Origin of the sequence: Pacificoceanicola algae, from assembly GCF_049341065.1 — a bacterium.
Lineage (GTDB): Bacteria > Pseudomonadota > Alphaproteobacteria > Rhodobacterales > Rhodobacteraceae > Pacificoceanicola.
In genome coordinates this window covers 28,674-49,885 of record NZ_JBMPIX010000016.1, presented here as the reverse complement: position 1 = coordinate 49,885, position 21,212 = coordinate 28,674, and the positions used below count along the sequence as shown (strand labels likewise).

General features: G+C 61.3%; 27 protein-coding genes and 2 tRNA genes. 15 read left to right on the top strand and 14 right to left on the bottom strand.

Features of this window, described 5'->3' with window-relative positions:
- Nucleotides 1–13: 13 nt before the first annotated feature.
- From ACOYQJ_RS18860 to ACOYQJ_RS18850, 3 genes are all read right to left on the bottom strand, one after another.
- Nucleotides 14–943, bottom strand: coding sequence for an SMP-30/gluconolactonase/LRE family protein (locus tag ACOYQJ_RS18860; protein WP_422907551.1), 930 nt, complete (start codon nucleotides 941–943; stop codon nucleotides 14–16).
- A gap of 99 nt (nucleotides 944–1,042) precedes the next feature.
- Nucleotides 1,043–1,119: transfer RNA gene (locus ACOYQJ_RS18855), tRNA-His, on the bottom strand.
- 51 nt (nucleotides 1,120–1,170) lie between these two features.
- Complete coding sequence (locus ACOYQJ_RS18850) at nucleotides 1,171–1,650, bottom strand: GNAT family N-acetyltransferase (protein WP_422907599.1); 480 nt, start codon at nucleotides 1,648–1,650, stop codon at nucleotides 1,171–1,173.
- An 81-nt stretch (nucleotides 1,651–1,731) separates the two neighbouring features.
- Here ACOYQJ_RS18850 and ACOYQJ_RS18845 point away from each other — a divergent pair, with 81 nt between their 5' ends.
- The 12 genes from ACOYQJ_RS18845 (at nucleotide 1,732) to infA (ending at nucleotide 10,422) form a co-directional block, all read left to right on the top strand.
- Nucleotides 1,732–1,926 carry a DUF6324 family protein gene (locus ACOYQJ_RS18845; RefSeq protein WP_422907550.1) on the top strand — a complete coding sequence of 65 codons (195 nt, stop codon included), beginning with the start codon at nucleotides 1,732–1,734 and terminating at the stop codon, nucleotides 1,924–1,926.
- Nucleotides 1,927–1,944: 18 nt separating this feature from the next.
- On the top strand, nucleotides 1,945–3,246 hold the full coding sequence (gene hisD / locus ACOYQJ_RS18840; protein ID WP_422907549.1) for a histidinol dehydrogenase: 1,302 nt from the start codon (nucleotides 1,945–1,947) through the stop codon (nucleotides 3,244–3,246).
- A gap of 87 nt (nucleotides 3,247–3,333) precedes the next feature.
- Nucleotides 3,334–3,813, top strand: coding sequence for a UPF0262 family protein (locus tag ACOYQJ_RS18835; RefSeq protein WP_422907548.1), 480 nt, complete (start codon nucleotides 3,334–3,336; stop codon nucleotides 3,811–3,813).
- A 2-nt stretch (nucleotides 3,814–3,815) separates the two neighbouring features.
- Complete coding sequence (locus ACOYQJ_RS18830) at nucleotides 3,816–4,256, top strand: arsenate-mycothiol transferase ArsC (RefSeq protein ID WP_422907547.1); 441 nt, start codon at nucleotides 3,816–3,818, stop codon at nucleotides 4,254–4,256.
- Between the two features lie 2 nt (nucleotides 4,257–4,258).
- A complete protein-coding gene (locus ACOYQJ_RS18825; protein WP_422907546.1) occupies nucleotides 4,259–4,654 on the top strand; it encodes a ketosteroid isomerase-related protein in 396 nt (131 codons plus the stop codon).
- Nucleotides 4,654–5,238, top strand: coding sequence for a GNAT family N-acetyltransferase (locus ACOYQJ_RS18820; protein WP_422907545.1), 585 nt, complete (start codon nucleotides 4,654–4,656; stop codon nucleotides 5,236–5,238). The genes ACOYQJ_RS18825 and ACOYQJ_RS18820 overlap by 1 nt, the downstream gene beginning before the upstream one ends.
- 107 nt (nucleotides 5,239–5,345) lie before the next feature.
- Nucleotides 5,346–6,134 (top strand): HpcH/HpaI aldolase family protein, encoded by a 789-nt coding sequence (locus ACOYQJ_RS18815; protein WP_422907544.1) that lies wholly within the window; start codon nucleotides 5,346–5,348, stop codon nucleotides 6,132–6,134.
- 145 nt (nucleotides 6,135–6,279) lie between these two features.
- Nucleotides 6,280–7,296, top strand: a complete 1,017-nt coding sequence (dctP, locus tag ACOYQJ_RS18810) for a TRAP transporter substrate-binding protein DctP (RefSeq protein ID WP_422907543.1) — start codon at nucleotides 6,280–6,282, stop codon at nucleotides 7,294–7,296.
- Between the two features lie 52 nt (nucleotides 7,297–7,348).
- Nucleotides 7,349–7,921, top strand: a complete 573-nt coding sequence (locus ACOYQJ_RS18805; protein WP_422907542.1) for a TRAP transporter small permease — start codon at nucleotides 7,349–7,351, stop codon at nucleotides 7,919–7,921.
- A complete protein-coding gene (locus ACOYQJ_RS18800) occupies nucleotides 7,918–9,213 on the top strand; it encodes a TRAP transporter large permease (protein WP_422907541.1) in 1,296 nt (431 codons plus the stop codon). Before ACOYQJ_RS18805 ends, ACOYQJ_RS18800 begins: the two co-directional genes overlap by 4 nt.
- 21 nt (nucleotides 9,214–9,234) lie before the next feature.
- Nucleotides 9,235–10,119: a carbon-nitrogen hydrolase family protein gene (locus ACOYQJ_RS18795; protein ID WP_422907540.1), complete on the top strand. Its 885-nt coding sequence runs from the start codon at nucleotides 9,235–9,237 to the stop codon at nucleotides 10,117–10,119.
- Between the two features lie 84 nt (nucleotides 10,120–10,203).
- The gene (gene infA / locus ACOYQJ_RS18790) at nucleotides 10,204–10,422 is read left to right on the top strand and encodes a translation initiation factor IF-1 (RefSeq protein ID WP_005978431.1); all 219 of its coding nucleotides are present in this window, start codon (nucleotides 10,204–10,206) and stop codon (nucleotides 10,420–10,422) included.
- Nucleotides 10,423–10,502: 80 nt separating this feature from the next.
- Here the strand turns inward: infA and ACOYQJ_RS18785 are convergent, their stop codons facing one another.
- Nucleotides 10,503–11,537 carry a fatty acid desaturase gene (locus tag ACOYQJ_RS18785; RefSeq protein WP_422907539.1) on the bottom strand — a complete coding sequence of 345 codons (1,035 nt, stop codon included), beginning with the start codon at nucleotides 11,535–11,537 and terminating at the stop codon, nucleotides 10,503–10,505.
- Nucleotides 11,538–11,682: 145 nt separating this feature from the next.
- Nucleotides 11,683–12,114 (bottom strand): MmcB family DNA repair protein, encoded by a 432-nt coding sequence (locus tag ACOYQJ_RS18780; protein WP_422907538.1) that lies wholly within the window; start codon nucleotides 12,112–12,114, stop codon nucleotides 11,683–11,685.
- Nucleotides 12,115–12,256: 142 nt separating this feature from the next.
- On the opposite strand from ACOYQJ_RS18780, the gene ACOYQJ_RS18775 reads away from it, so the two are divergent.
- Both ACOYQJ_RS18775 and ACOYQJ_RS18770 read left to right on the top strand, forming a co-directional pair.
- Nucleotides 12,257–13,567, top strand: a complete 1,311-nt coding sequence (locus ACOYQJ_RS18775) for a hypothetical protein (RefSeq protein WP_422907537.1) — start codon at nucleotides 12,257–12,259, stop codon at nucleotides 13,565–13,567.
- Nucleotides 13,564–14,307, top strand: a complete 744-nt coding sequence (locus ACOYQJ_RS18770; protein ID WP_422907536.1) for a COG3904 family protein — start codon at nucleotides 13,564–13,566, stop codon at nucleotides 14,305–14,307. The genes ACOYQJ_RS18775 and ACOYQJ_RS18770 overlap by 4 nt, the downstream gene beginning before the upstream one ends.
- Nucleotides 14,308–14,693: 386 nt before the next feature.
- On the opposite strand, the gene ACOYQJ_RS18765 is transcribed toward ACOYQJ_RS18770, so the two are convergent.
- From ACOYQJ_RS18765 to rlmB, 6 genes are all read right to left on the bottom strand, one after another.
- A complete protein-coding gene (locus ACOYQJ_RS18765) occupies nucleotides 14,694–15,026 on the bottom strand; it encodes a hypothetical protein (protein ID WP_422907535.1) in 333 nt (110 codons plus the stop codon).
- Between the two features lie 168 nt (nucleotides 15,027–15,194).
- Nucleotides 15,195–15,668 carry a transcription antitermination factor NusB gene (gene nusB, locus ACOYQJ_RS18760; protein ID WP_422907534.1) on the bottom strand — a complete coding sequence of 158 codons (474 nt, stop codon included), beginning with the start codon at nucleotides 15,666–15,668 and terminating at the stop codon, nucleotides 15,195–15,197.
- Nucleotides 15,665–16,216, bottom strand: coding sequence for a 6,7-dimethyl-8-ribityllumazine synthase (locus ACOYQJ_RS18755; RefSeq protein WP_422907533.1), 552 nt, complete (start codon nucleotides 16,214–16,216; stop codon nucleotides 15,665–15,667). The genes nusB and ACOYQJ_RS18755 overlap by 4 nt, the downstream gene beginning before the upstream one ends.
- Nucleotides 16,216–17,343, bottom strand: a complete 1,128-nt coding sequence (ribB, locus tag ACOYQJ_RS18750; RefSeq protein WP_422907532.1) for a 3,4-dihydroxy-2-butanone-4-phosphate synthase — start codon at nucleotides 17,341–17,343, stop codon at nucleotides 16,216–16,218. Before ribB ends, ACOYQJ_RS18755 begins: the two co-directional genes overlap by 1 nt.
- A 93-nt stretch (nucleotides 17,344–17,436) precedes the next feature.
- Nucleotides 17,437–17,862, bottom strand: coding sequence for a hypothetical protein (locus tag ACOYQJ_RS18745; protein WP_422907531.1), 426 nt, complete (start codon nucleotides 17,860–17,862; stop codon nucleotides 17,437–17,439).
- A 131-nt stretch (nucleotides 17,863–17,993) separates the two neighbouring features.
- A complete protein-coding gene (gene rlmB, locus ACOYQJ_RS18740) occupies nucleotides 17,994–18,767 on the bottom strand; it encodes a 23S rRNA (guanosine(2251)-2'-O)-methyltransferase RlmB (RefSeq protein ID WP_422907530.1) in 774 nt (257 codons plus the stop codon).
- Between the two features lie 130 nt (nucleotides 18,768–18,897).
- Between rlmB and ACOYQJ_RS18735 the strand changes: the two genes are divergently transcribed.
- Nucleotides 18,898–18,981: transfer RNA gene (locus tag ACOYQJ_RS18735), tRNA-Tyr, on the top strand.
- A 147-nt stretch (nucleotides 18,982–19,128) separates the two neighbouring features.
- Here ACOYQJ_RS18735 and ACOYQJ_RS18730 read toward each other — a convergent pair.
- From ACOYQJ_RS18730 to ACOYQJ_RS18720, 3 genes are read right to left on the bottom strand one after another with little or no spacing between them, the layout of a single operon-like run.
- Nucleotides 19,129–19,914, bottom strand: coding sequence for a metal ABC transporter permease (locus ACOYQJ_RS18730; protein ID WP_422907598.1), 786 nt, complete (start codon nucleotides 19,912–19,914; stop codon nucleotides 19,129–19,131).
- Entirely contained in the window at nucleotides 19,907–20,653 is a 747-nt protein-coding gene (locus ACOYQJ_RS18725; protein WP_422907529.1) for an ATP-binding cassette domain-containing protein, read from the bottom strand. The genes ACOYQJ_RS18730 and ACOYQJ_RS18725 overlap by 8 nt, the downstream gene beginning before the upstream one ends.
- Nucleotides 20,650–21,129, bottom strand: a complete 480-nt coding sequence (locus ACOYQJ_RS18720) for a transcriptional repressor (protein ID WP_422907528.1) — start codon at nucleotides 21,127–21,129, stop codon at nucleotides 20,650–20,652. Before ACOYQJ_RS18720 ends, ACOYQJ_RS18725 begins: the two co-directional genes overlap by 4 nt.
- Between the last annotated feature and the right edge of the window lie 83 nt (nucleotides 21,130–21,212).

The following is a 21,212-nucleotide window of genomic DNA, read 5'->3' as shown; positions in this document are numbered from 1 at the left end:
GTCGCTGCTCACCTCAGGCGTAGGCGACTCCCTGCGCCCGTACATGCAGGGCATAAAGCGATTGGCTCGCCGCCATGTACAGCCGCGTGCGGTGCGTCCCGCCAAAGCACAGGTTGGCGCAGCGCTCGGGCAGATGGATGTGGCCAATCACCGTACCATCCGGCGCAAAGATCCGCACGCCGTTCAGCCCGTCACCTACACCCCAGCCGCACCACAGGTTGCCATCGGTATCCAACCGAAAGCCATCCGGTGTGCCATGTTCGCCCGCCTCGATCAGGTGCCGCCCATTCGAGACCCCGCGCCCATCGGCGCTGACGTCAAAGGCATGGATGCAGCGCGGCACCCCGGATTGCACCACGTAAAGCAGGTTCTCATCTGGCGAAAACGCCAGTCCGTTGGGGTAATCAATGCCTTCGATGACGGCCGTCAACTCGCCCGAGGGATCAATGCGGTAAACATTGGTCGGAAGTTCTGGCGTGTCCTTATAGCCCTCATAAAAGTCACGAATCCCAAAAGCCGGATCGGTGAACCAGACCGAGCCATCGGATTTCACAACCACGTCATTCGGGGAATTCAGCCGTTTGCCCTGATAGCTGTCCGCAAGCACGGTGATCGTGCCGTCCAGTTCGGTCCGCGTCACCCGGCGCGGGCCATGCTCGCAAGATACCAGTCGCCCTTGTCGATCACGGGTGTTGCCGTTGGTGAAAGGCCCGCGCCGAAAGACCGAAACCGCAGCGGTTTCTTCTTCGTACTTCAGGATCTGGCTGTTCGGGATATCACTGACCAGCAGGCACCGCAGATCGCCAAACCAGACCGGGCCCTCGGCCCAGCGCATGCCCGTGTGCAACCGCTCCACCGCTGCGTGAGTCACGACCAGCGGCAGGAACCGCTCGTCCAGAATCTCGACCCTTGGATCGGGGTAACTTGTCGCCTGTTGCCACATAAGAGCCTCCGCGCTGCGTCCACGAGACTCATAACACCAAACGGCATGCAATCCACAAGGGGCGCGCCAGCGGCTTGGTTCTTTGATCGGTTGGAAGGGTGGTACCACCTCCCCGGCTCGAACGGGGGACCTCCTGATCCACAATCAGGCGCTCTAACCTACTGAGCTAAGGCGGCACTGGCGGCGAAATACAATCTGCTCAGAATGATTGCAAGACCGAAATGCCCCTATAAATCCACTTCCCAGCTTTGCTCGACCAAATCGACGCCAAAGCTGCGCACTGGTTTGGACCGCAGCAACCGCCAGCCCGCCTTTTGATATAAAGCGCAGGCGGCCCGGTGGCTTTCATGTGTCCAAAGCACCATTTTAGTATAGCCCACAGCGCGCGCAAAATCCATGCATTCTGTCAGCAAACGCTTGCCCAGCCCCTTGCCGCGCGCCTCTGGCGTCAGAAAGAACAGGCGCAGCTTGGCGGTGGTCTCATCAAGGCGCACGCAAAAGATACTGCCCAGCCGCTGGTCGCCCTGCCACGCAATAAAGGCGCGCTCGCAAAGCGGATCGTGATCCGCCTCAAAATCCGCAAGGATGCTGTCCACCAGCGGGCCAAAGGTTTCGTCAAAACCTTCGTCCTGCGCATAGCGTTCGCCGTGCTGATGTACCAGCCAGGCCCGATCCCCCGGGCCAAGATGTCTTAGCGTGATCTCCATCGTCTGATGAAACCCTGCCCGCGCTTGCAAAGCAAGCCTGCCGCCGCTACCTAGCCAAGGCACAACAAGGCGGATCAGATCATGGGCATCAACGACGAACGCGATATCGAAGCCAACCTGCAAATCGGGCCAACCGACAAGGGGATGGTGCGCCTGTTCATCTACGGCGACGACGTCGAAATCCCGATGGATTTCTCGCCCGAAGAGGCCGAGGAAATCGCTGACGAAATCCGCGCCGCCGCGCAGGGTGCCCGCGCCGTCAAACCGCGCCGCTAACCCGATCAGGAGAGCGCCATGCCCGTCTTTCTGGACAGCCAGCAGGCTGATTTTGAAGTCGCCTTCACCACGCTGCTGAACGCCAAGCGCGAAGACAGCCCCGATGTCGACGATATCGTCGCCGGGATCATCGCCGACGTGCGTGCGCGCGGTGACGCCGCTGTTCTGGAACTGACGGCCAAATTCGACCGGCTCGACCTGACATCCGAAACCCTGCGCTTTTCCGAGGCCGAAATCGAAGCTCACTGCGCCTCGGTTCCCGAGGCGGAGCGCCGCGCGCTGGAACAGGCCGCCGAACGAATCCGCGCCTACCACATCCGTCAGATGCCCGAAGATGCGCAATGGACAGACCCCGAGGGCGCGACCCTTGGCTGGCGCTGGACACCAGTTTCGGCGGCCGGGCTTTATGTGCCGGGCGGGCTGGCCTCTTATCCATCTTCGGTTCTGATGAACGCCATTCCGGCCAAGGTTGCTGGCGTTGACCGGCTTGCGATTTGCGTGCCTACCCCTGACGGCATCGCCAACCCCGCCGTATTGCTGGCCGCGCGCATCGCTGGCGTCGATGAGATTTATCGCATCGGTGGCGCTCAGGCGATTGCGGCGCTGGCCTATGGCACCGCAACCATCGCCCCGGTGGACAAGATCACCGGGCCGGGCAATGCCTTTGTCGCCGCTGCCAAGCGCCGGGTCTTTGGCAAGGTCGGCATCGACATGATCGCAGGCCCCTCAGAAATTCTGGTGATTGCCGATGCGGACAATGATCCCGACTGGATCGCGCTGGACCTTCTCAGTCAGGCCGAACATGACGAAAGCGCCCAGTCGCTGCTGATCACCACCGATGCTGCCTTTGGCCAGCGCGTGGCCGAGGCCGTGGACAAACGGCTTGAGACTTTGGAACGCCGCGCCATCGCGGGCGCCAGCTGGCGCGACTTTGGCGCCGTGATCACCGTGCCCAATCTGGACGAGGCCGCCGCCTTGTCGAACCGCATCGCCCCCGAGCACCTTGAGCTTTGCGTCGCGGACCCAGAAACGCTTGCCGAGAAATGCACCCATGCAGGTGCGATCTTCCTTGGCCAATGGACGCCCGAGGCCATCGGCGACTATGTCGGCGGACCGAACCATGTTTTGCCGACGGCGCGTTCGGCCCGGTTTTCCTCGGGCCTGTCGGTGTTGGATTTTCTCAAGCGCACCACGATGGCCCGGATGTCGCCCGAGGCTCTGCGCGCCATCGGTCCCGCAGCCGAGGTGCTGGCCAAGTCCGAAAGCCTTGAGGCGCACGGGCTCAGCGTGACCGCGCGGCTGGACAAGTTGAATCGCTAGGGCTGTGAGGATGCGGCACCAAAGCACCATATTGCCAAGACCGCCGGGGGGCTGTTATCAAAATGCTGCACCTGCGAAAGGCAGCTCATGACTCATATCGCGCATATCGAACTGGACGACGCGAACCTGCCGCCGCCCACACCGGAAATCGAACAAGAGCGCCGTGTCGCGATGTTCGATCTGATGGAAGAAAACTCTTTCTCCCTGCCCAACCGTGACGATCGCCCCTTGCCCAAGGGTCCCTACAACCTTGGCCTGTCGATCCGCGAAAAACGACTGGTCTTTGACGTAAGCACCGAAGGCCATGAAAAGGCCGCGGAATTTCATCTTTCCCTGTCGCCCTTCCGGCAAGTGGTCAAGGATTACTTCCAGATCTGCAAAAGCTATTTCGACGCGGTGAAAACCCTGCCGCCCAGCCAGATCGAAACCATCGATATGGCCCGTCGCGGCATCCACAACGAAGGCGCCCGTATCCTGCAGGAACGCCTCGAAGGCAAGGCCGAGGTTGATGACGCCACCGCCCGACGCCTGTTCACGCTGATTTGCGTGTTGCACTTCGGGGGCTGAATTTGGGTAGCCTCCCTCAGTCTGTCCTGTTCTGCTGCGATCACAACGCTGTAAGATCGCCGATGGCTGAGGGAATCATGAAGCGCCTTTTCGGCACCGATACCTATGTGCAGTCGGTCGGCGTGGTGAACGATCTTGAGATTGACGGCTTTGCCATCGCAGTTTGCGAGGAGGTCGGGGTCGAACTGTCGCGCCACCGTTCGCGCAGCTTTGAGGAACTCGAAGAAAACGGCGAGGCCCTTTCTGGCTTTGACGTGGTTGTCACGCTTTCTCCGGCCTCGCAGCGCAAGGCGCTGGAACTGACTCGCTATTACCATCTGACGGTGGAGTATTGGCCGATCATGGACCCGAGCGGCATCGGCGAGACGCGCGAGCAAAAGCTGAACGCCTATCGCCAGACCCGCGACCAGATCCGCGATCATCTACAGAAAAAATGGGGGTAGCCATGAGCCGAGAGACCATCCAAGCCTATTTCGACGCCTTCAATGCAGGCGACACGCAGGCCATGCTCGAGTGCCTGTCCACCGACGTGGCCCATCACGTCAACGAAGGCGATATCCGCGTCGGCAAGGTGCAGTTCGCCGAATTCTGCGCCCATATGAGCCACTGTTACGGCGAAACCCTGACCGACATGGTGATCTTCGCCAATGACGACGGCACGCGCGGCGCTGCTGAATACATCGTCAACGGCACCTATCTGAAAACCGACGCAGGCCTGCCCGAGGCCAAGGGCCAGACCTACCGCCTGCCCGCCGGATCGTTCTTTTCACTGGACGATGGCAAGATCAGCCGCGTCGTGACCTATTACAACCTGTCCGACTGGATCCGGCAGGTGTCGTGATGCAGGTTCGGGTGCTGACCGGGGCAGACCTCGATGCTGCCCTTGATGATGTTGCCCGCCTGCGGATCACCGTCTTTCGAGCTTTCCCCTACCTCTATGACGGCGATCTTGCGTATGAACGCCGCTATCTGCAAACCTATCGCGACAGTAACAGTGCGGTTCTGGTCGGCGCGTTTGATGGCCCCCGCTTGGTCGGCGCCGCCACCGGCACCCCGATGGAGGACCACGCCAGCGATTTCGCGGCGCCCTTCGCCAAAACCGATCTGGCGCTTGAGGACATCTTTTACTGCGCCGAATCCCTTTTGCTTCCTGACTATCGCGGTCGCGGCATCGGCCATCAGTTCTTTGACCTGCGCGAGGCGCACGCACGCAAGCTGAACCGCAGCCACAGCGCATTTTGCGCAGTCATCCGCCCCAAGGATCATCCCCTGCGTCCTGCAGACTATGCCCCGCTCGATCACTTCTGGCGCAAGCGCGGCTATGCCCCCCTACCCGGCGTGCAAGCGCAGTTTCGCTGGAAAGACGTGGATCAGCCGGATGAAACAGACCATGCGCTGCAATTCTGGATCCGCAAGCTGGTCTAAGGCGTGACGCAGGGTCTCTTGCGTTTCGAATGGCGCTCTGCATAGATGGTATACCAAATTGTCGTCGCAATCGGCGACCACCGCCATCCTCAGAAACGGATCCCGTCATGACCAACCCATTCAAGGCACGCATTGCCCAAGACTCCATGATCCTTGCCGCCTGGGCCGAGCTTGGCTCGCCGGATACGGCGGAAATCATGGTGCGCCACGGCTGGAACGCGATCATCATCGACGGCGAACACGGCCGCGGCGATCTTGAGCAATGGGTCCACATGGCCCGCGCCGTCGAATCCGCAGGCGGAACCGCGATTCTGCGTCTGCCCGATGGCGATGACACCCGCATCAAACGCGCGCTCGACCGGGGGTTCCGCAACTTTGTCGTACCCATGGTCAACACCCGCGCCGAAGCCGAGCGCATCGCCTCGGCCTTTTACTACCCTTTGCGCGGGCATCGTGGTTACGCCGCGCCCATTGTGCGTGGCTCCGATTGGGGCGCCCGCGAAGCCTATGCCAGCCAAGAGGCGCATGACGATCTGGTCGTGATGGTACAATGCGAACACGTCGAGGCCGTCGAAAACCTTGACGAGATCATGCAGGTCCCCGGTATCGACATGATCTTTGTCGGCCCCAACGATCTGGCGGCGACGGCGGGCCATCTGGAACACCTTGATCACCCCGATGTGCTGGCGCTTCTGGCCCGAATCGAAGAAACCGCCGCGCGCCACGGCAAACCGCTGGCCACCGTGCGCAGCGCCGGGCGCGACTGGAATGAACTGGACGCGCTTGGGTATCGCCTTGTTGCCGGGGTCAATGATGTTTCCATGGTGATCGACACGTCGCGCGCCGAACTGGCTGCCGCCACGGGACAAATCGCCACGAAAATCGCCGGATACTAACATGGCCGGGGCCGCATGGCGTGCCCCATTGCTGCCCTGCGTTTTCCTTGCGTGTACGGCATCACCTCGCTACCCTTTTTGCGTGTTCAACGCACCAATCGGCTGACATCAAGAACAGCCAAAAAGCTCTCTGGGAGGAGAAAACATGACCAAACTGACAACCCGTCGGGCCGTTATGGCCACGATGAGCGCGCTTGCTGCATCGGCCGCGTTCCTTGCCCCCATGGCCGCCTCGGCGCAGGACAAGATCACCCTGCGCATGTCGACTCCGGCGTCGGAAACTGATCAACGCTCGGTCGCGCTGGCCGAGGTTTTCGCCCCCGCCGTCGCTGATTTTGCCACCTACGAGCCGCATTACAACGCGTCCCTGGTCGCGCAGGGCTCGGAGCTTGAAGCCATCGCGTCGGGCGATCTGGAAATGTCCATCGCCTCGGCGCAGGAACTGGCCACCTTCTTCCCGGAATTCTCGATCTTTGCCACCGGCTATGTCCATCAGGACGCCGAACATCAGGTCCGCGTCTTCAACGATGCGCTCATGGACCCGTTCAAGAAAACGGTCGAGGACGAACTAGGCGTGAAGCTGCTGTCGGTCATGTATCTGGGCCGCCGCCACGTGAACCTGCGCCAGACCAAGGACGAGCTGACCGTGATGACGCCGGACGATCTGGCCGGTGTAAACCTGCGTATGCCCGGCACGGACGCATGGCAGTTCCTTGGCAAGGCCCTTGGCGCAAACCCGACGCCGATGTCCTTTACCGAGGTCTACACCGCCCTGTCGACCGGCTCGGTTGATGGCCAGGACAACCCTCTGCCCACCGTGGTGGACGCAAAGTTCTATGAGGTCACCAACCAGATTGTTCTGACCTCGCATCTGGTTGACCTGAACTATGTCGCCTTCTCCAAGGCCGTTTGGGACGAGATGACCCCCGAACAGCAAGAGGCCGTGCAGGCCGCTGCGGATGCCGCCGCCGAAAGCGGCCGTCAGGCGCAGCTCAAGAAAGAGGCCGATCTCGTCGCCTTCCTTGAAGACAAGGGCCTGTCGATCTACGAGCCCGACCTCGCCGCCTTCCGCAACCATGTGCAACAACAGTATGTCGGCTCGGAATTCGCCGCCTCCTGGCCCGAGGGCGTGTTGGAAAAGATCAACGCGCTTGGCAACTGATCGGGGCGCCTGATCCCAAGCTGATCTGACAACGCCGTCGCGGGGGGACTCCATGCAAACACTTCTGAAATGGGGCACCCGCGTCGGTGAATTCGTGGCGGCCATGATGATGGCCGCCATGTTCGGCACCTTCATTCTGCAAGTTGCCATCCGCTACACCGCGCGTCTGGAATGGATCGCCGAGGCGGTGCCGCTGCTTGATCCCACTCGATACGGCTGGACGCTGGAATTTTGTCTCGCGCTTTGGGTCTGGATCGTTTTTTGGGGCAATGCGACCATTGTCCGCGAACGCGATCACGTCACCTTTGACCTGCTGTACACCACGGTCAACCCGCGCCTGCGCAAGGGTTTTGCCATTGTCTCTGGCCTTGCCATCTGCATTGGCCTGCTGTGGTCGCTGGAGCCCACATGGGGCAAGTTCTACATCCTGCGTCTGAAAAAAACCGCCACACTGTCCAACGTCTTTGGCGATTGGGTGCGGATGCGCGACATCTATTCGATCTACGCCTTCTTCCTTGTCGTGGTCTCGCTGCGCTATGCGTGGCGCGCATTTCATATCTTTCGGCACGGCGCCGAAGCTGACCTGCACCACTACGAAGACCTCGTGGAAGAGGTCAAGAAATGAGCTTTGAATTCACGCTTTGCCTGCTCTCGCTGTTCTTTCTGGCGGGCATCGGCACACCGATCGCCTATTCCATCCTTGTCGCCTCTTTCGTGTATCTGGCCGCTGCGGGGCAAAGCGTCGGCGTCGCGGGCAAGGTCCTTATGGACGGCCTGTACCAAAGCTTTATCCTGCTGGCCGTTCCGCTGTTCATCGTCGCCGCCAACATCATGAACGCGGGCACGATCAGCGACCGGCTCTTGCGGTTCTGCATCGGGCTTGTGGGGCGGTTCAAGGGGGGCATGGGACACGTAAATGTCGTCGCCTCGCTGATCTTTTCGGGCATGAGCGGCTCGGCCGTGGCGGATGCCGCGGGCATCGGCAAGATCATCATCGAGATGATGACCAAATCAGGTCATTACACCCGAGGCTACGCTGCCGCGATCACCGCCGCGTCGGCCACCATCGGTCCGATCATTCCGCCCTCGATCCCCATGGTGCTCTATGCGCTCGTCTCGAACACCTCGATTGGGTATCTCTTTCTGGGGGGCATCGTGCCGGGGCTGTTCATGGGCGTGGTGTTGATGGGCATGAACTGGTGGATGTCGCACCGCCGCAACTTTGGTACCGAAGACCCTGTCCCGCTGTCCGAATTGCCCGCCCTGACTGTGCGCGCCTTTCCGGCGCTGCTGATGCCCGCGATCCTGCTTTATGGCATCTACGGCGGCGTCACCACGCCGACCGAGGCCGCCGCCGTCGCTGCCTTTTATGCGCTGCTGCTGGCGGGACTGTTCTATCGCGCCCTGTCGCTGAAGGCGCTGTACCACATCCTCGTTGAAAGCGCCCGATCCTCGGCCGCCGTGGGGCTGGTCATCGGCGGCGCGCTGATCCTGAATTATGTCGTCGCCTCGGAAAACATCCCGAACATGATGGCGGGCTATCTGGTGGATCTCGACATTTCGCCTCTGATGTTCCTACTGGCGGTCAACCTGCTGATCCTGCTGCTGGGCTGCGTGCTGGATGCGACGACGATCATCCTCGTGATCATCCCGCTGTTCCTGCCGACCTGCCGCGAATTGGGTATCGACCTTGTGCATTTCGGCGTCGTCGCTGTGGTCAACTGCATGATCGGGCTGATCACCCCGCCCTATGGCATCTTATTGTTCGTGATCAACGCCGTGACGCAGATCCCGTTGGGCGAGATCATCCGCGAAGTGATCCCTTTCCTCTTTGTCCTGCTCTTTGCCCTGCTGGCGCTGATCCTGATCCCCGATCTGGTGCTTTTCCTGCCACGGGTCTTTGGCTACCTTGGCTAGGACCGCGCCAGAGGACAGTCCATGAAAATCGCCGCCGCCGCCTATCCGACCAGTTTCCTTGAGAGCTGGAAGGCCTATGCCGAAAAGATCACCGATTGGGTGCAAACCGCCGCCGGGAATGGCGCCGAGCTTCTGGTCTTTCCCGAATACGGCGCGATGGAGCTGGCCACGCTCGACGGGCACGACACCGCGCTGGATCTGGAACGCTGCATTCACGCCACCAGCGCCCGAATCCTCGATGCGGATGCCTTGCACGCGGATCTGGCCGTGCGGTTCAAGGTGCATATCCTCGCCGCCTCTGCCCCCGTCATTGACGAAACCGTGGCGGCTCGTCCGGTGAACCGCGCCCGGTTTTTCACGCCCACCGGTGCCATGGGCGTACAGGACAAGCAGATCATGACGCGGTTCGAACGCGAGGATTGGGACATCGCGCCCGGCGGCCCGCTGCGCCTGTTTGACACCGCGCTTGGCAAGATCGGCGTGCTGATCTGTTATGACAGCGAATTTCCCCTTCTTGGACGCGCCTTAAAGGACGCCGACCTGATCCTTGTCCCGTCGGTCACCGAGGCGCTGGCGGGCTATTCACGCGTACGCATTGGGGCGCAGGCGCGCGCATTGGAAAATCAATGCGTTACCGTCATGTCCTCGGTCGTGGGCGAGGCGCCCTGGTCACAGGTCATCGACACCAGCACCGGCACCGGCGGGATATTCGGCCCGCCCGATACCGGCTTTCCGCCCACTGGGGTTCTGGCCAGTGGCACGCTGAACACCCCCGGCTGGACCTACGCCACGGTGGACCCGGCGCAGATTGCCCATGTGCGCGCCGACGGTGTCGTGCTGAACAGCCGCCATTGGGCTGAACAGACGGGCCGTGACACCCCTGCGCCGCTGACCCGGCTGCGATGAAATGTGGGCTTGAATTCGCGCCCCTTTGCGCCCATATAAGCGCTCGCCCCACTCTGCGACGGGGCGATCAACATAGGAGAGACCATGGCCAAGGAAGATACGCTCGAATTTCCCGGTGTCGTGAAGGAACTCCTGCCCAATGCGACATTTCGGGTCGAGCTTGAGAACGGCCATGAGATCATCGCACATACGGCAGGCAAGATGCGCAAAAACCGCATCCGTGTTCTGGCTGGCGACAAGGTACAGGTGGAAATGACACCTTACGATCTGACCAAGGGTCGGATCAACTATCGCTTCAAGTAAGCGATTTCCGTAGACAACCGCTTGCGCCGGGCAATTGCCCGGCGTTTTGCGTTTCAAGGGGCGGTCTTTGAAGGCCTCGTTTAAGAGGTCAGCGCCCGCGCCTGTCGGAAGGACAAGAGCCGCTTGCTGTCCTCATCCCAAAGGTGCAGCCGCGCGTTGACAAGGCTTTCGCGCACCGTCATCCGGTTGCTTTGCGCCAAGTCCGCGTGATCCCGCAGCACCTCGGTCAGCCGATAGAACGGGATGCGACTGTATAGATGGTGCACATGGTGGATGCCGATATTGCCGCTTAGCCACTGCAGCACTGCGGGCAAGACATAGTGCGAACTGCCTTTCAGGGCCGCGTCATGCAACTGCCAGTTTTCCTCGGCCTCCCAATGGGTGGTTTCGAACTGGTGCTGGACATAGAACAGCCAGACCCCTGCCGTGGCCGCCAAAAGCGTCGAGGGCAGATAGATCAGAAAGACCGGTGCCCAGCCGCCGAAATAGACCAGTGCGACCAGCCCGGCGACGATCACGGCATTGGTCAGCATGGCGCTGACCCAATAGCGGGTATTGCCCATAAGGCCCAAAGGCACCCGGTTCTGCACAAAGAACAGATAGCTTGGCCCAAGACCAAACAGAACGATGGGATGGCGATACATCCTGTAAACCAACCGATCAAACCGCGACAATTCACGGTACTCGGCCACCGTCAGGGTATGCACATCGCCCATGCCGCGCCGCCCGAGGTTCCCGGACGAACTGTGGTGGATCGAGTGGGTCCGCCGCCAGACATCATAAGGCGTCAGGGTCAGCACCCCAAGAAAACGCCCCAGCCAATCGCCGACGACCCGATTCTTGAAATAGGCGCCGTGGCCACAGTCGTGCTGGATGATGAACAAGCGCAACACAAAAGCCGCGTTGACCACGGAAATCCCGAGGGTCAGCCAGTAACTGACGCCCATGGACCACCAGGCCAAGGCCCACAAAAGTACGAAGGGGCCAATAGTTACGGCAAGTTCAAACAAACTGCGCAGCAAATTTGGGTCGCGATACCCTGCCAAGACCTTTACCCAGTCCTTGGCAGCACGGGTTTCCGGCTCTTGCCGGGAAGATTCAGATGTGTCGAACATACGCCTGCTTTTATCTTTGTCGACGGTCTGCATACCCGAATACTCGGTCCGAGCAAACGTGACATTAACACCTATACGAAATTTCTGAAGTTTCTGGTGTCCATTACGCTAAGGGTTGACGTAACGTTCACACCGCTTTGGCAGGCTAGCCGCCCCAAATGGCGGCGTCCGGGTCACGCACAGCATGCAGACGCCGGGCCGCGTGGATGGCGAATTTCCGCGTCAGCTTGGTGCGCCGCGCAGCCGCCAACTTGTCCTCGGGCGCCATGCGCAGGATTTCCCCGTCATAGCCATCGGCGATGATCAACCCGGTCTCTTCAGGCAACAACTCCACCGGAAACGCCTGATCCACCGCCCAGAAGTACCGGTCACAATAGTCCAGATAACCCTGCCACTTGGAATCGCCCATGTAATCGGCGCGGCTGCTTTTGCATTCTACCACCCACAGCTCGCCCTTTGGGCCCATGGCCATCACGTCCACTCTCAGGCCGCGCTCGGGTACGAATTCCTCGATCACCGCAAAGCCGAGGCTGGCCAGATGGCGGCAGACGCCCCGCGCCAATATCTGGCCGGGCATCAAGGCAGCAGGAGTGAGGACGGGCGAAACCATGCCCAAAAATATGAACAATAGGTGAACAAATGCAAGCCCCCGCTGAGCAGACCTTCTAAATCTCTGAAATCCCGCTATCTTTATGGACTGTATCTAAGATGGGGGCCGCATGGCAGACGATCACAACCTCACCCGCGCCGAGGCGCGCGGGGTGCGCCATGCGCGCGAACTCGAAACCCACCTGAACTGGCTGGAAACCTTCTCGGGGACCGCGCTTGGCGTTTTGGCGGTGGCCTCGGGGATCTACACCTATCTTGGGGTGTCTTCCCTGCTGGACGAAAACGGCGCCATGTCGGTCTTTGCCGCGATCGCCTATTCCGTCGCCGTGTCGGTTGGGATCTTCGTGTTCTGGTCCTATCTCATGCGGCTGTTCCCCGCCGTGCGCACGGCCCGCGCCCGCGCCGGACTGCTGGGCGCCATGGGCCTTGGGTCGCTGGCCATCATCGCCATGTCATCGTGGCTGAACGCCGCCGCACTGGCCGGATCCGCCGCCGTCGAACAACACCTTGCCGAAACCGTGCAGGATTACCAAAGCGCGCTGGAACGGGCGCATGAGATCGCTTTGTCCGGGCAGGCACTGGAACGTGATGTTGCGCGGGTGCGCCAATCGTTTGAAGATCTGTCCGAACAAGAGGCTGCCGGATCGCTGTCTGGTCTGGCTGGCCGCGGCGCTGTGTTCCGCGTGTTGCGCCAGAAAAGCGCCGAGCTGACCGCCCTCGAATCGCAGATCAAGGCCCAGACCCCACTGGTGGAAAACGCCTTTACCGAGGGCAATACCATCCTGTCCCGGATGCGCGCCCTCACGGTCGAGCCCGGCCCGGTCGAGGCCCGCTCGGTCGAGTTTTCCGAGGCCGCCGTGCGCCTTCAGGGCCTGATCACCCAGTTGCGCCAGCTTTCCGTCGCGCAACTGGTGGAGCGGGCGGCGCAAGACCTTTCGGCCTCGGTTGTTCTGCCGGAACTGGACGGGCGCACCGAAGAAACCCGGTCGGATCAGGCGGCGACCATCACATCGGTGCTGAATGTTCTGGCAAGCCGCGCGGCCACGCTGGAAAAGGCGGCGCAAAACGTGGCCTCGCAGCAGGCCCCGTCCGAAGTCACCTATACTCCGATCTCTTCGGCAGATGCTGTGATCCTGTACGCCCGCAATTTTGTGCCCTCGTGGGCGGGCGCCATCGCCATTGACCTGCTGCCAGCCGTGTTGGTCTTTATCCTTGCCATCACCCATGCCGCCATCCGGCAAGGCCGCGAAGGCGCCTCGATCGAGGACACCCTGACCTTGGCCGAACTGCGCGCCGCGGTGAACGCGATCCGCGATGTGGAAGGCGCCCTCGGCCACCCTGACGCTGCCAAGCAGACAACCGACGACAGTGCCCCGCACGCCAGTGACAAGGTGTCAGAGCTGAAAGGCAAAAGCGCATGAAGGCCCGCACGGTTGCGCGCACCCTGTCCGCCGTGTTGATCTTTCAGCTCGGGATTGGCGCTTTTCTGGTGCTGTCTGACATGCAGGCCGGCGCCTTTGCCCTGCCGTCTTTTGCCCCGGATGCCCCGCGCCTGTCTGAACCGGTTCGCCCTGGCGATCAGACCCGGCTGTTCGCCCCGGACAAAGACCGCCCGGCAATCCGCCCTGCCCGCGACCCCGGCCAATTGCCCGAACGCCTGACTCTCACCCAAGAGAACGGCACGTGGCGGCTGGAAGGCGCTATCGCCTCGGACGATGCCCCGCGCATCATCTCGCAACTGTCGGGCACCTCTCCGGCTGTCGAAACCTTGATCGTGCAAAGCCCCGGCGGATCGGTCCGCGACGCGCTGGAGATCGGGCGGCACCTTCGGGACGCAGGCATAGCCACCCGGATGCTGCCCGGCGAGTATTGTTATTCCGCCTGCCCCTACCTTCTTGCGGGCGGCACCACGCGCGACATCGCCCCTGCCGCAAGCGTCGGCGTGCACCAGCACAGCTTTGGCGAAAACTCTCTGCTGCCGGCCTTTCTGGCGGTTTCGGATATTCAGCGCGGGCAGGCCGAAGTCATGGAGTATCTGTCCGATATGGGCATCGATCCGCTGGTCATGCGCCACGCTTTGGCCACGCCTGCCGATGAAATCTATGTCCTGCTGCCCGAAGAACTGGCGCGCTACGGCTTCGTCACAAAAGACGATGGCTAAGCGCCTGAGGCAAGCGATTGTTTATATGGGACAATTTAGATATCGGCCCGCATTTCCAACACGATTATACAGGCCCCCCTTGTCATAGCCGCTGTGGCGCCTTACCTGAGGGCTTGGCGGGTTCTGCCCTTTCCGTGAACGGATACATTCCGGTGGCCTTAAGCAAATCCGAGGGAGCTGGCTCTGTCGTAGCCGTGGCTTCGTTACCTGGCGCCCACCTGTATATACAGGTCCTCGGGAATGCACTATCCACACGTCCGCGGCGGTTCCCGTCATATTTTACACCGGCAAAATATGCCGGTTGCCAAAGCCGTCCTCGAACTCTCTGACCACACACAAAAAAGGCGCCCCAATCCGGAGCGCCTGTCAGACAGTATCGGCGATGATTACCGCAACTTACGGAATTTCAGCACGCTGCGTGGCTTGTCTGCCGCAACCAAGACCCGCGCCTTGACCGGCGTGACCTGTGACTGACGCTTGCCGCCGCTGGTGTCATCATGATCGGCCATCCGCATGATGCTGATCCCGAACTGTACTCCGGCAAAGACGATCCCGTTGAACACCCAAAGCATGAGCACGGCGACCATCCCGCCATCGCTATGCGTCACCAGATGCCAAAGGTTGGCGACGTCGAACTTGAGCAAAAGCGCCACAAAGATCGCAGACAGGCCGAAACCGGCGATCACCTGACGGATGTAGAGGCGGATAAGCTGTGGCATGGATCGTCTCCTTCGCATTCCATAAATAGAATAGATCGAATTTGCGAGGAAACAAGAGGCAATCACGCGATGGATGGACGCAGGCCAATCCTCGCTCGGACTATCGTCGCTATGTCCGGCTTGTTCGCGGATGTCCCGCAGCGGTGTTTCGGTTGAAAGGGCCCGTTCTCAGAACGCGTCGGGCCGCGCTTCGCGTGCCATGTGATCCAGAACGGCGTTGACGAATTTTGCCTCTTTCCCGTCCGGGAAAAACGCCGCCGCCACGTCCAGATACTCCACGATCACAACCTTTGGCGGCGTTTGCATCGCCACCAGTTCAGCGCCAGCGGCACGGAACAGCGCGCGCAGCGTCGGGTCGATCCGGGCGATGGGCCACTTTGCGACCAAAGCGCGGTCGGTCATCTGGTCAATCTTCGCCTGATAGCTGACGGCCTCGTCCAGAAGCTTGGCGAACAGCTCGACGTCGCCTTCGATCATCTCTTCGCCTTCGATCTGTTCTTCACCAAAACGAAAGTCCAGAAACTCCTGCCGGACCCGGTCAACGGCCACGTTGGACTGTTCCATCTGGAACAACGCCTGCACCGCGTAAAGCCTGCTGGCGCTTTTCATTTTACGTTTCTGGTTGCCGGAAAGTGCACTCATGCGCGGTTTGGTCCCTTGGGCTCGCCTGCGATCTGGAATTCATCGCGCGACGGGACGAATCCGACCCCCTTGCGCGAAGCGCCCCACCTACGGGCAAGCGCGATCAGATGCAAGGCCGCAGCCGCAGCCCCACCGCCTTTGTTCTGACCGGCAGCCTCGGCCCGCACGCGGGCCTGTTCGTAATTCTCAACGGTCAGAATGCCGTTGCCAACACAAAGCCCTTGGAGGCCAAGCAGCGTCAGCCCGCGCGAGCTGTCATTGCACACCGTATCGTAATGAGTCGTTTCGCCCCGGATCACGCAGCCAAGGGCGACATAACCGTCAAAGTTGCTCATCCGTTCGGCGATGCCAATGGCCGAAGGCACTTCCAAAGCGCCGGGCACTTCGATGGTTTCGTGAAATCCGCCGACGGCTTCGATCTCGGCAATCGCCCCCTGGACCAACTGGTCGGCGATGTCCTTGTAATACGGCGCCACCACGATCAACATCTTGACCGGCTTGTCAAATTCCGGGCGCGGCAGGGTGTAGTGTGTTTCGTTCGATGCCATCAGCCCAGCTCCGAGATCTTGCGGGTGCCGACGATTTCCAACCCATAGGCATCAAGCCCGACGACCTTGGGCGTGGGTGAATTGGTCAGCAATTCCAGCTTGGACAATCCAAGCGAAGACAGGATCTGCGCGCCCAACCCGTACTGCCGCAGCGTCTTGGGCGACACGTCTTCCTGCATGTCCAGCTTCATCGAGGTGTCACGCAGCAGCACAACCACTCCGCGCCCCTCGGCGGCCACCGCCTGCATGGCATGGGCAAATTCATCCGCCCGCCCCTTGGGGCCGGTGCCGATCACATCCAGCATCGGGTCCATCGCGTGCATCCGCACGAGAACCGGCTCGGGGGTCGAAATGTCGCCTTTGGACAGAACGATATGTTCATCGCCGTGGGTGGTATCGGTGTAGACACGCATGTTCCACTCACCACCAAATTCGCTGGTGATCACCTCTTCCTTGCAGACGCGGACGAGGTTGTCGTGGCGACGGCGATAGGAAATCAGATCGCTGATCGTGCCGATTTTCAGCCCATGCTTTTGCGAAAAGGCGATCAGTTCCGGCAGACGCGCCATGGACCCGTCGTCGTTCATGATCTCGCAGATCACCCCGGCGGGGTTCAGCCCCGCAAGACGCGCGACATCCACAGCGGCCTCGGTGTGGCCAGCACGAACAAGCACCCCGCCGTCACGGGCGCGCAAAGGGAACACATGTCCCGGCGTCGCAATGTCCTGCGCTCCTTTCGAGGCATCAACCGCCACCGCGATCGTGCGCGCGCGATCCCCGGCGGAAATGCCAGTGGACACGCCCTCGCGGGCCTCGATCGAGGTGGTAAAGGCAGTTTCGTGCCGCGACGAATTGTTCGTCGACATCAGCTCGAGCCCGAGATCGTCGATCCGCTTGCTGGTCATCGACAGGCAGATCAACCCGCGACCGTAAAGCGCCATGAAATTGATCGCATCCGGCGTCGCCCATTGCGCGGGGATCACCAGATCGCCTTCGTTCTCGCGGTCTTCGTGGTCCACCAGAATGAACATTCGTCCGTTGCGGGCGTCCTCGATGATCTCTTCGACCGAAGAAATCGCGTCGCGCAGGTTCTCTTCCACCGCGCCGGGAGTCTCGTAATCGACCATGGGGCCTCCGTCTCTTTCGCCTTTGCAGATACGCCAGAGGGGCCGCAAAGACCAGAGCGGATGCGCTATGACGTGGGGCACATTGGATGCGCGTTAATCGAAGATATCCTCGATCAGATCGAAAGCCTCTTCAAAGATCGAGCGCGCCAGCCCCTTGCGACTTTTCTTTTTGCGCCTGCGTTCGGGGTGGCCTTTACGCTCCTGCGGGGCGTGCGGCGCGCCGTGCCAGCCTTCATGGCGGGTCTTGCCCTTTTTCCCCTTGCGAGGCGGCGCATGGCGCTCAGGGTCGGCCGCGCCCTGTTTCAGCATCTTGAGGTCGTGCAGCGGCGCGCCACAGCTGGAACAGACAAGCTCGTGCCGCTGCTGATTGATGACCAGCGCGGCGCGGGTGCCGCAGTATGTACAGGTTGCGATCTTGGTGTGGGGCATGACGGCTAAATGGGCGGGGCCGTCCGATTTTTCAAGCCTCAACCTTCGGTCGACGTCAGGCCAGTTCCATCCCGACTTGATCTGCGCCATGACAGCAAATTCGGCACATCGCGCCTGCTTTTTATCCTACACCTCCAGCCCTTGCGGTTTGCTTTGGGGGGGCAAACAAGGGCGCGGATTTCGTCGCGCCGATGGCGACACTCGGAAAAATCGCCCGTCCCTTAGCCACGCACCGCATAAAGCGCCACGGCGGCGGCGTTGGAGACGTTGAGCGAGCCAAAAGCCCCCTGCGCTTCGATCTTGACCAATTTATCGACTGTTTCCTTGGTCTTCGGCCGCAGCCCCGGCCCCTCTGCCCCCAGCACAAGCGCGATGGCGCGGTCGCGCAGCCCCTCGACCGCCTCTTCGATGGTTTGCTCGGCCTCGCCGTCCAGCCCGAGGACCAGATAGCCCATGGCCTGAAGTTTCTCGATGGCTTCGGCAAGGTTGCGTTCGCGCAGGTAAGGTTGGCGTTCAAGCGCGCCACTGGCGGTCTTGGCCAGCGCCCCGGTTTCCGGCGCGGCGTGATGCCGCGTGCCGATCACTGCCCGTGCCCCCAGCACTTCGGCCGAGCGTAGAATCGCCCCGACGTTGTGCGGATCACTTACCCGGTCGAGCAGGATCACCCGCGCAGGCCCTTCGCCTAGCGCGACATCCTCAAGACTGCCCCAATCCAGCGGTTTCACTTCCAGCGCCGCGCCCTGATGCACCGATTGCGGATCAATCGGCACGTCAAAGCGGCGCGGATCCTGAATTTCAGGTTCGAGACCGCTGTCCTTGATTGCATCCTCGAGCTTGGCCGCCGCGTTTGGTGTCAGAATCAGCTGAAGCTTTTCGCGCTTTGGGTTGAGCAAGGCATCACGCACCGCATGCAAGCCAAACAGCCAGACCGTTTCGGCTGCACTGGCCTTTTTCGCCTGTTCCTTTGCCACAACCCACTTTGGTTTCTTCACCATGATCCGCGCCTTTTGCCCTTTGGCGCCTGTCTGCACGGGCGAACCTGCCAGAGCAAGGGAATTTCCTGTTGACGCCGCTTTTGTGGATAGGTAATCCCCCCCTCACGCCGGGTTTGCCCCGGCGCACGGTGGGCGACAGGCCGCAAGGTGTGGCAGGGGACTGTAACTCCCTCGAGGCGACTCACGCCTGGTTCGATTCCAGGGTCGCCCACCATTTTCTTTCAGATCAGAACGTTGCAAGTCGCCTGTGAACAGGCGGCACACTCAGGTGGATACCAGAACTTTCACATCGCAGTTTGTCGCGCAAAAATGTCTTGCAATAACCGGCCCTTGCCACCCCGAGGCAAAGCCCCTTGGCGCGTCAGTTCACCTTGCGGAACACCAGGCTGATCAAAAACAGCCCAGCAGCCGCGCAAACAATGCTCGGGCCTGCGGGTGTGTCAAACTCCCACGCGCCCCACAATCCGGCCAGCGCCGCGAGAACGCCGATTGCACAGGCGCACAGCGCCATTTGCTCCGGCGTGCGGGCAAGGCCGCGTGCCGCCGCCGCCGGGATGATCAACAAAGCCCCGATCAGCAGCGCCCCCACAACCTTGATCGCCACCGCGACTACAATGGCCAGCGCCACGATCAAAATCCGCGATTCCCGTTCGGGATTGATCCCCGAGGCCCAGGCAAGATCGGGGGAAACGGTCGCGGTCAGCAGCTTTTGCCAGCGCCAGACCAGCAATCCCCACACCAAAGCGCCACCACCCCAGATCACCGCGAGATCAGTCTTGCCGACGCTCAGGATGTCACCGAACAGGAACGCATTCAGATCCAGCCGCGCGCCGGCCACGAGGCTGGCCGCCACCAGCCCCAAAGCCAAAGCGGAATGCGAGGCGACGCCAAGCAGCATGTCGCTGCCGTATCCGCGCCCGCTCAAACGGGAAACCAGCAGCGCCATGGCCAGAGCCACGACAAGAGTGCCCGCCATCACCGGCACTGAAAATGCCAGGGCAAGTGCGACGCCCAAAATCGCGGCGTGTGCCGTGGCGTCGCCGAAATAAGCCATGCGCCGCCAGACGACGAAGCTGCCCAAAGGCGCCGCCGCCAGCCCCACGCCAACCGCGCCCAAGACAGCGCGCACCAGAAAATCGTCAAGCATGGTCGCATCCCTCGTGGTCATGCGCGTGGTCATGGCTGTGCGAATGCTCGTGCCGGTACAGCGCCAGCGCGCCGCCCGTGCCAGTGCCGAACAGCGCGCGGTATTCTTCGGCCTGCGCGACGACTTCGGGATGCCCTTCGCAGCAGACATGGCCATTCAGACAAATCACCCTGTCACTGGCGCTCATCACGACGTGCAACTCGTGGCTGACCATCAGCACAGCGCAGCCCAGCCGGTCGCGCACTTCTTCGATCTGGCGATAGAAAGCCGCCTGCCCCGGCTGGTCCAGCCCTTGGGTCGGCTCATCCAGTAGCAACACCTCGGGCAGATTGAGAAGCGCCCGCGCCAGTAAAACGCGTTGAAGCTGCCCGCCCGACAAATCGGCGATCTGGCGGCCTGCAAACCCTGCCGCTCCGGCTTCGGACAGGGCGGCGGCGCTCATATGGGCCGGGATCCGGTCGGGCAGGCTCAGGAACCGATCGACCGTCATCGGCAGACTGGGATCAAGCGCCAACTTTTGTGGCACATAGCCCAGACGCAAGCCCGGCTTGCGGCTTACCTTGCCCGCAAACGGCGGCACCGCACCGATCAGGCTGCGCAGAAACGTCGATTTGCCCGAACCATTCGGACCAACGACAGTGACGATTTCGCCCGGATGCAGAGCGAAATTCACATCACGCAGCACCTCTTGACCGCCCATATGCAACGTCAGCCCATCGGTTTCGATCAGAACACTCATGCCTTGGCCTTTGCGCATCCGGGGCAGAGCCCTTCGGCCTCGATCACCACCCGTTCGGTGACGAAGCCAATCTCGGCCGCCGCCGCCTGCAAGGCATCACTGGCCGCCCTTCCCGGCGCTTCGACCACCGCCGAACAGCCGCGGCAAATCAGAAAGATTGGGGCATGCCGCTGGCCCGGATGGGCGCAGGCGATAAAGGCGTTCATTTGCTCGATCCGATGCGCAAAGCCATGCGTCACAAGGAAATCGAGTGCCCGGTAAGCCACCGGCGGCTGCGAGCCAAGCCCCGCATCGCGCAGCTTTTCCAGCACATCATAGGCACCCATGGCACGATGCTGCGCCACCAATACCTCAAGCGCCTTGCGCCGCACGGGGGTCAGTTGCAGACCGCGCTCGTCGCATTCCCGTTCGACCACCTGCAAGGTCGAGGCGATGCAATTGTCGTGATCATGGCGGACAAAGCCTTTGGCATCCATGGCCTGCTCCCTGGCGAGATTCCGGGGCTTGATATGTTATATCGTAACGCGCTACAAGCCGCAGGAAACGTTATATCATAACA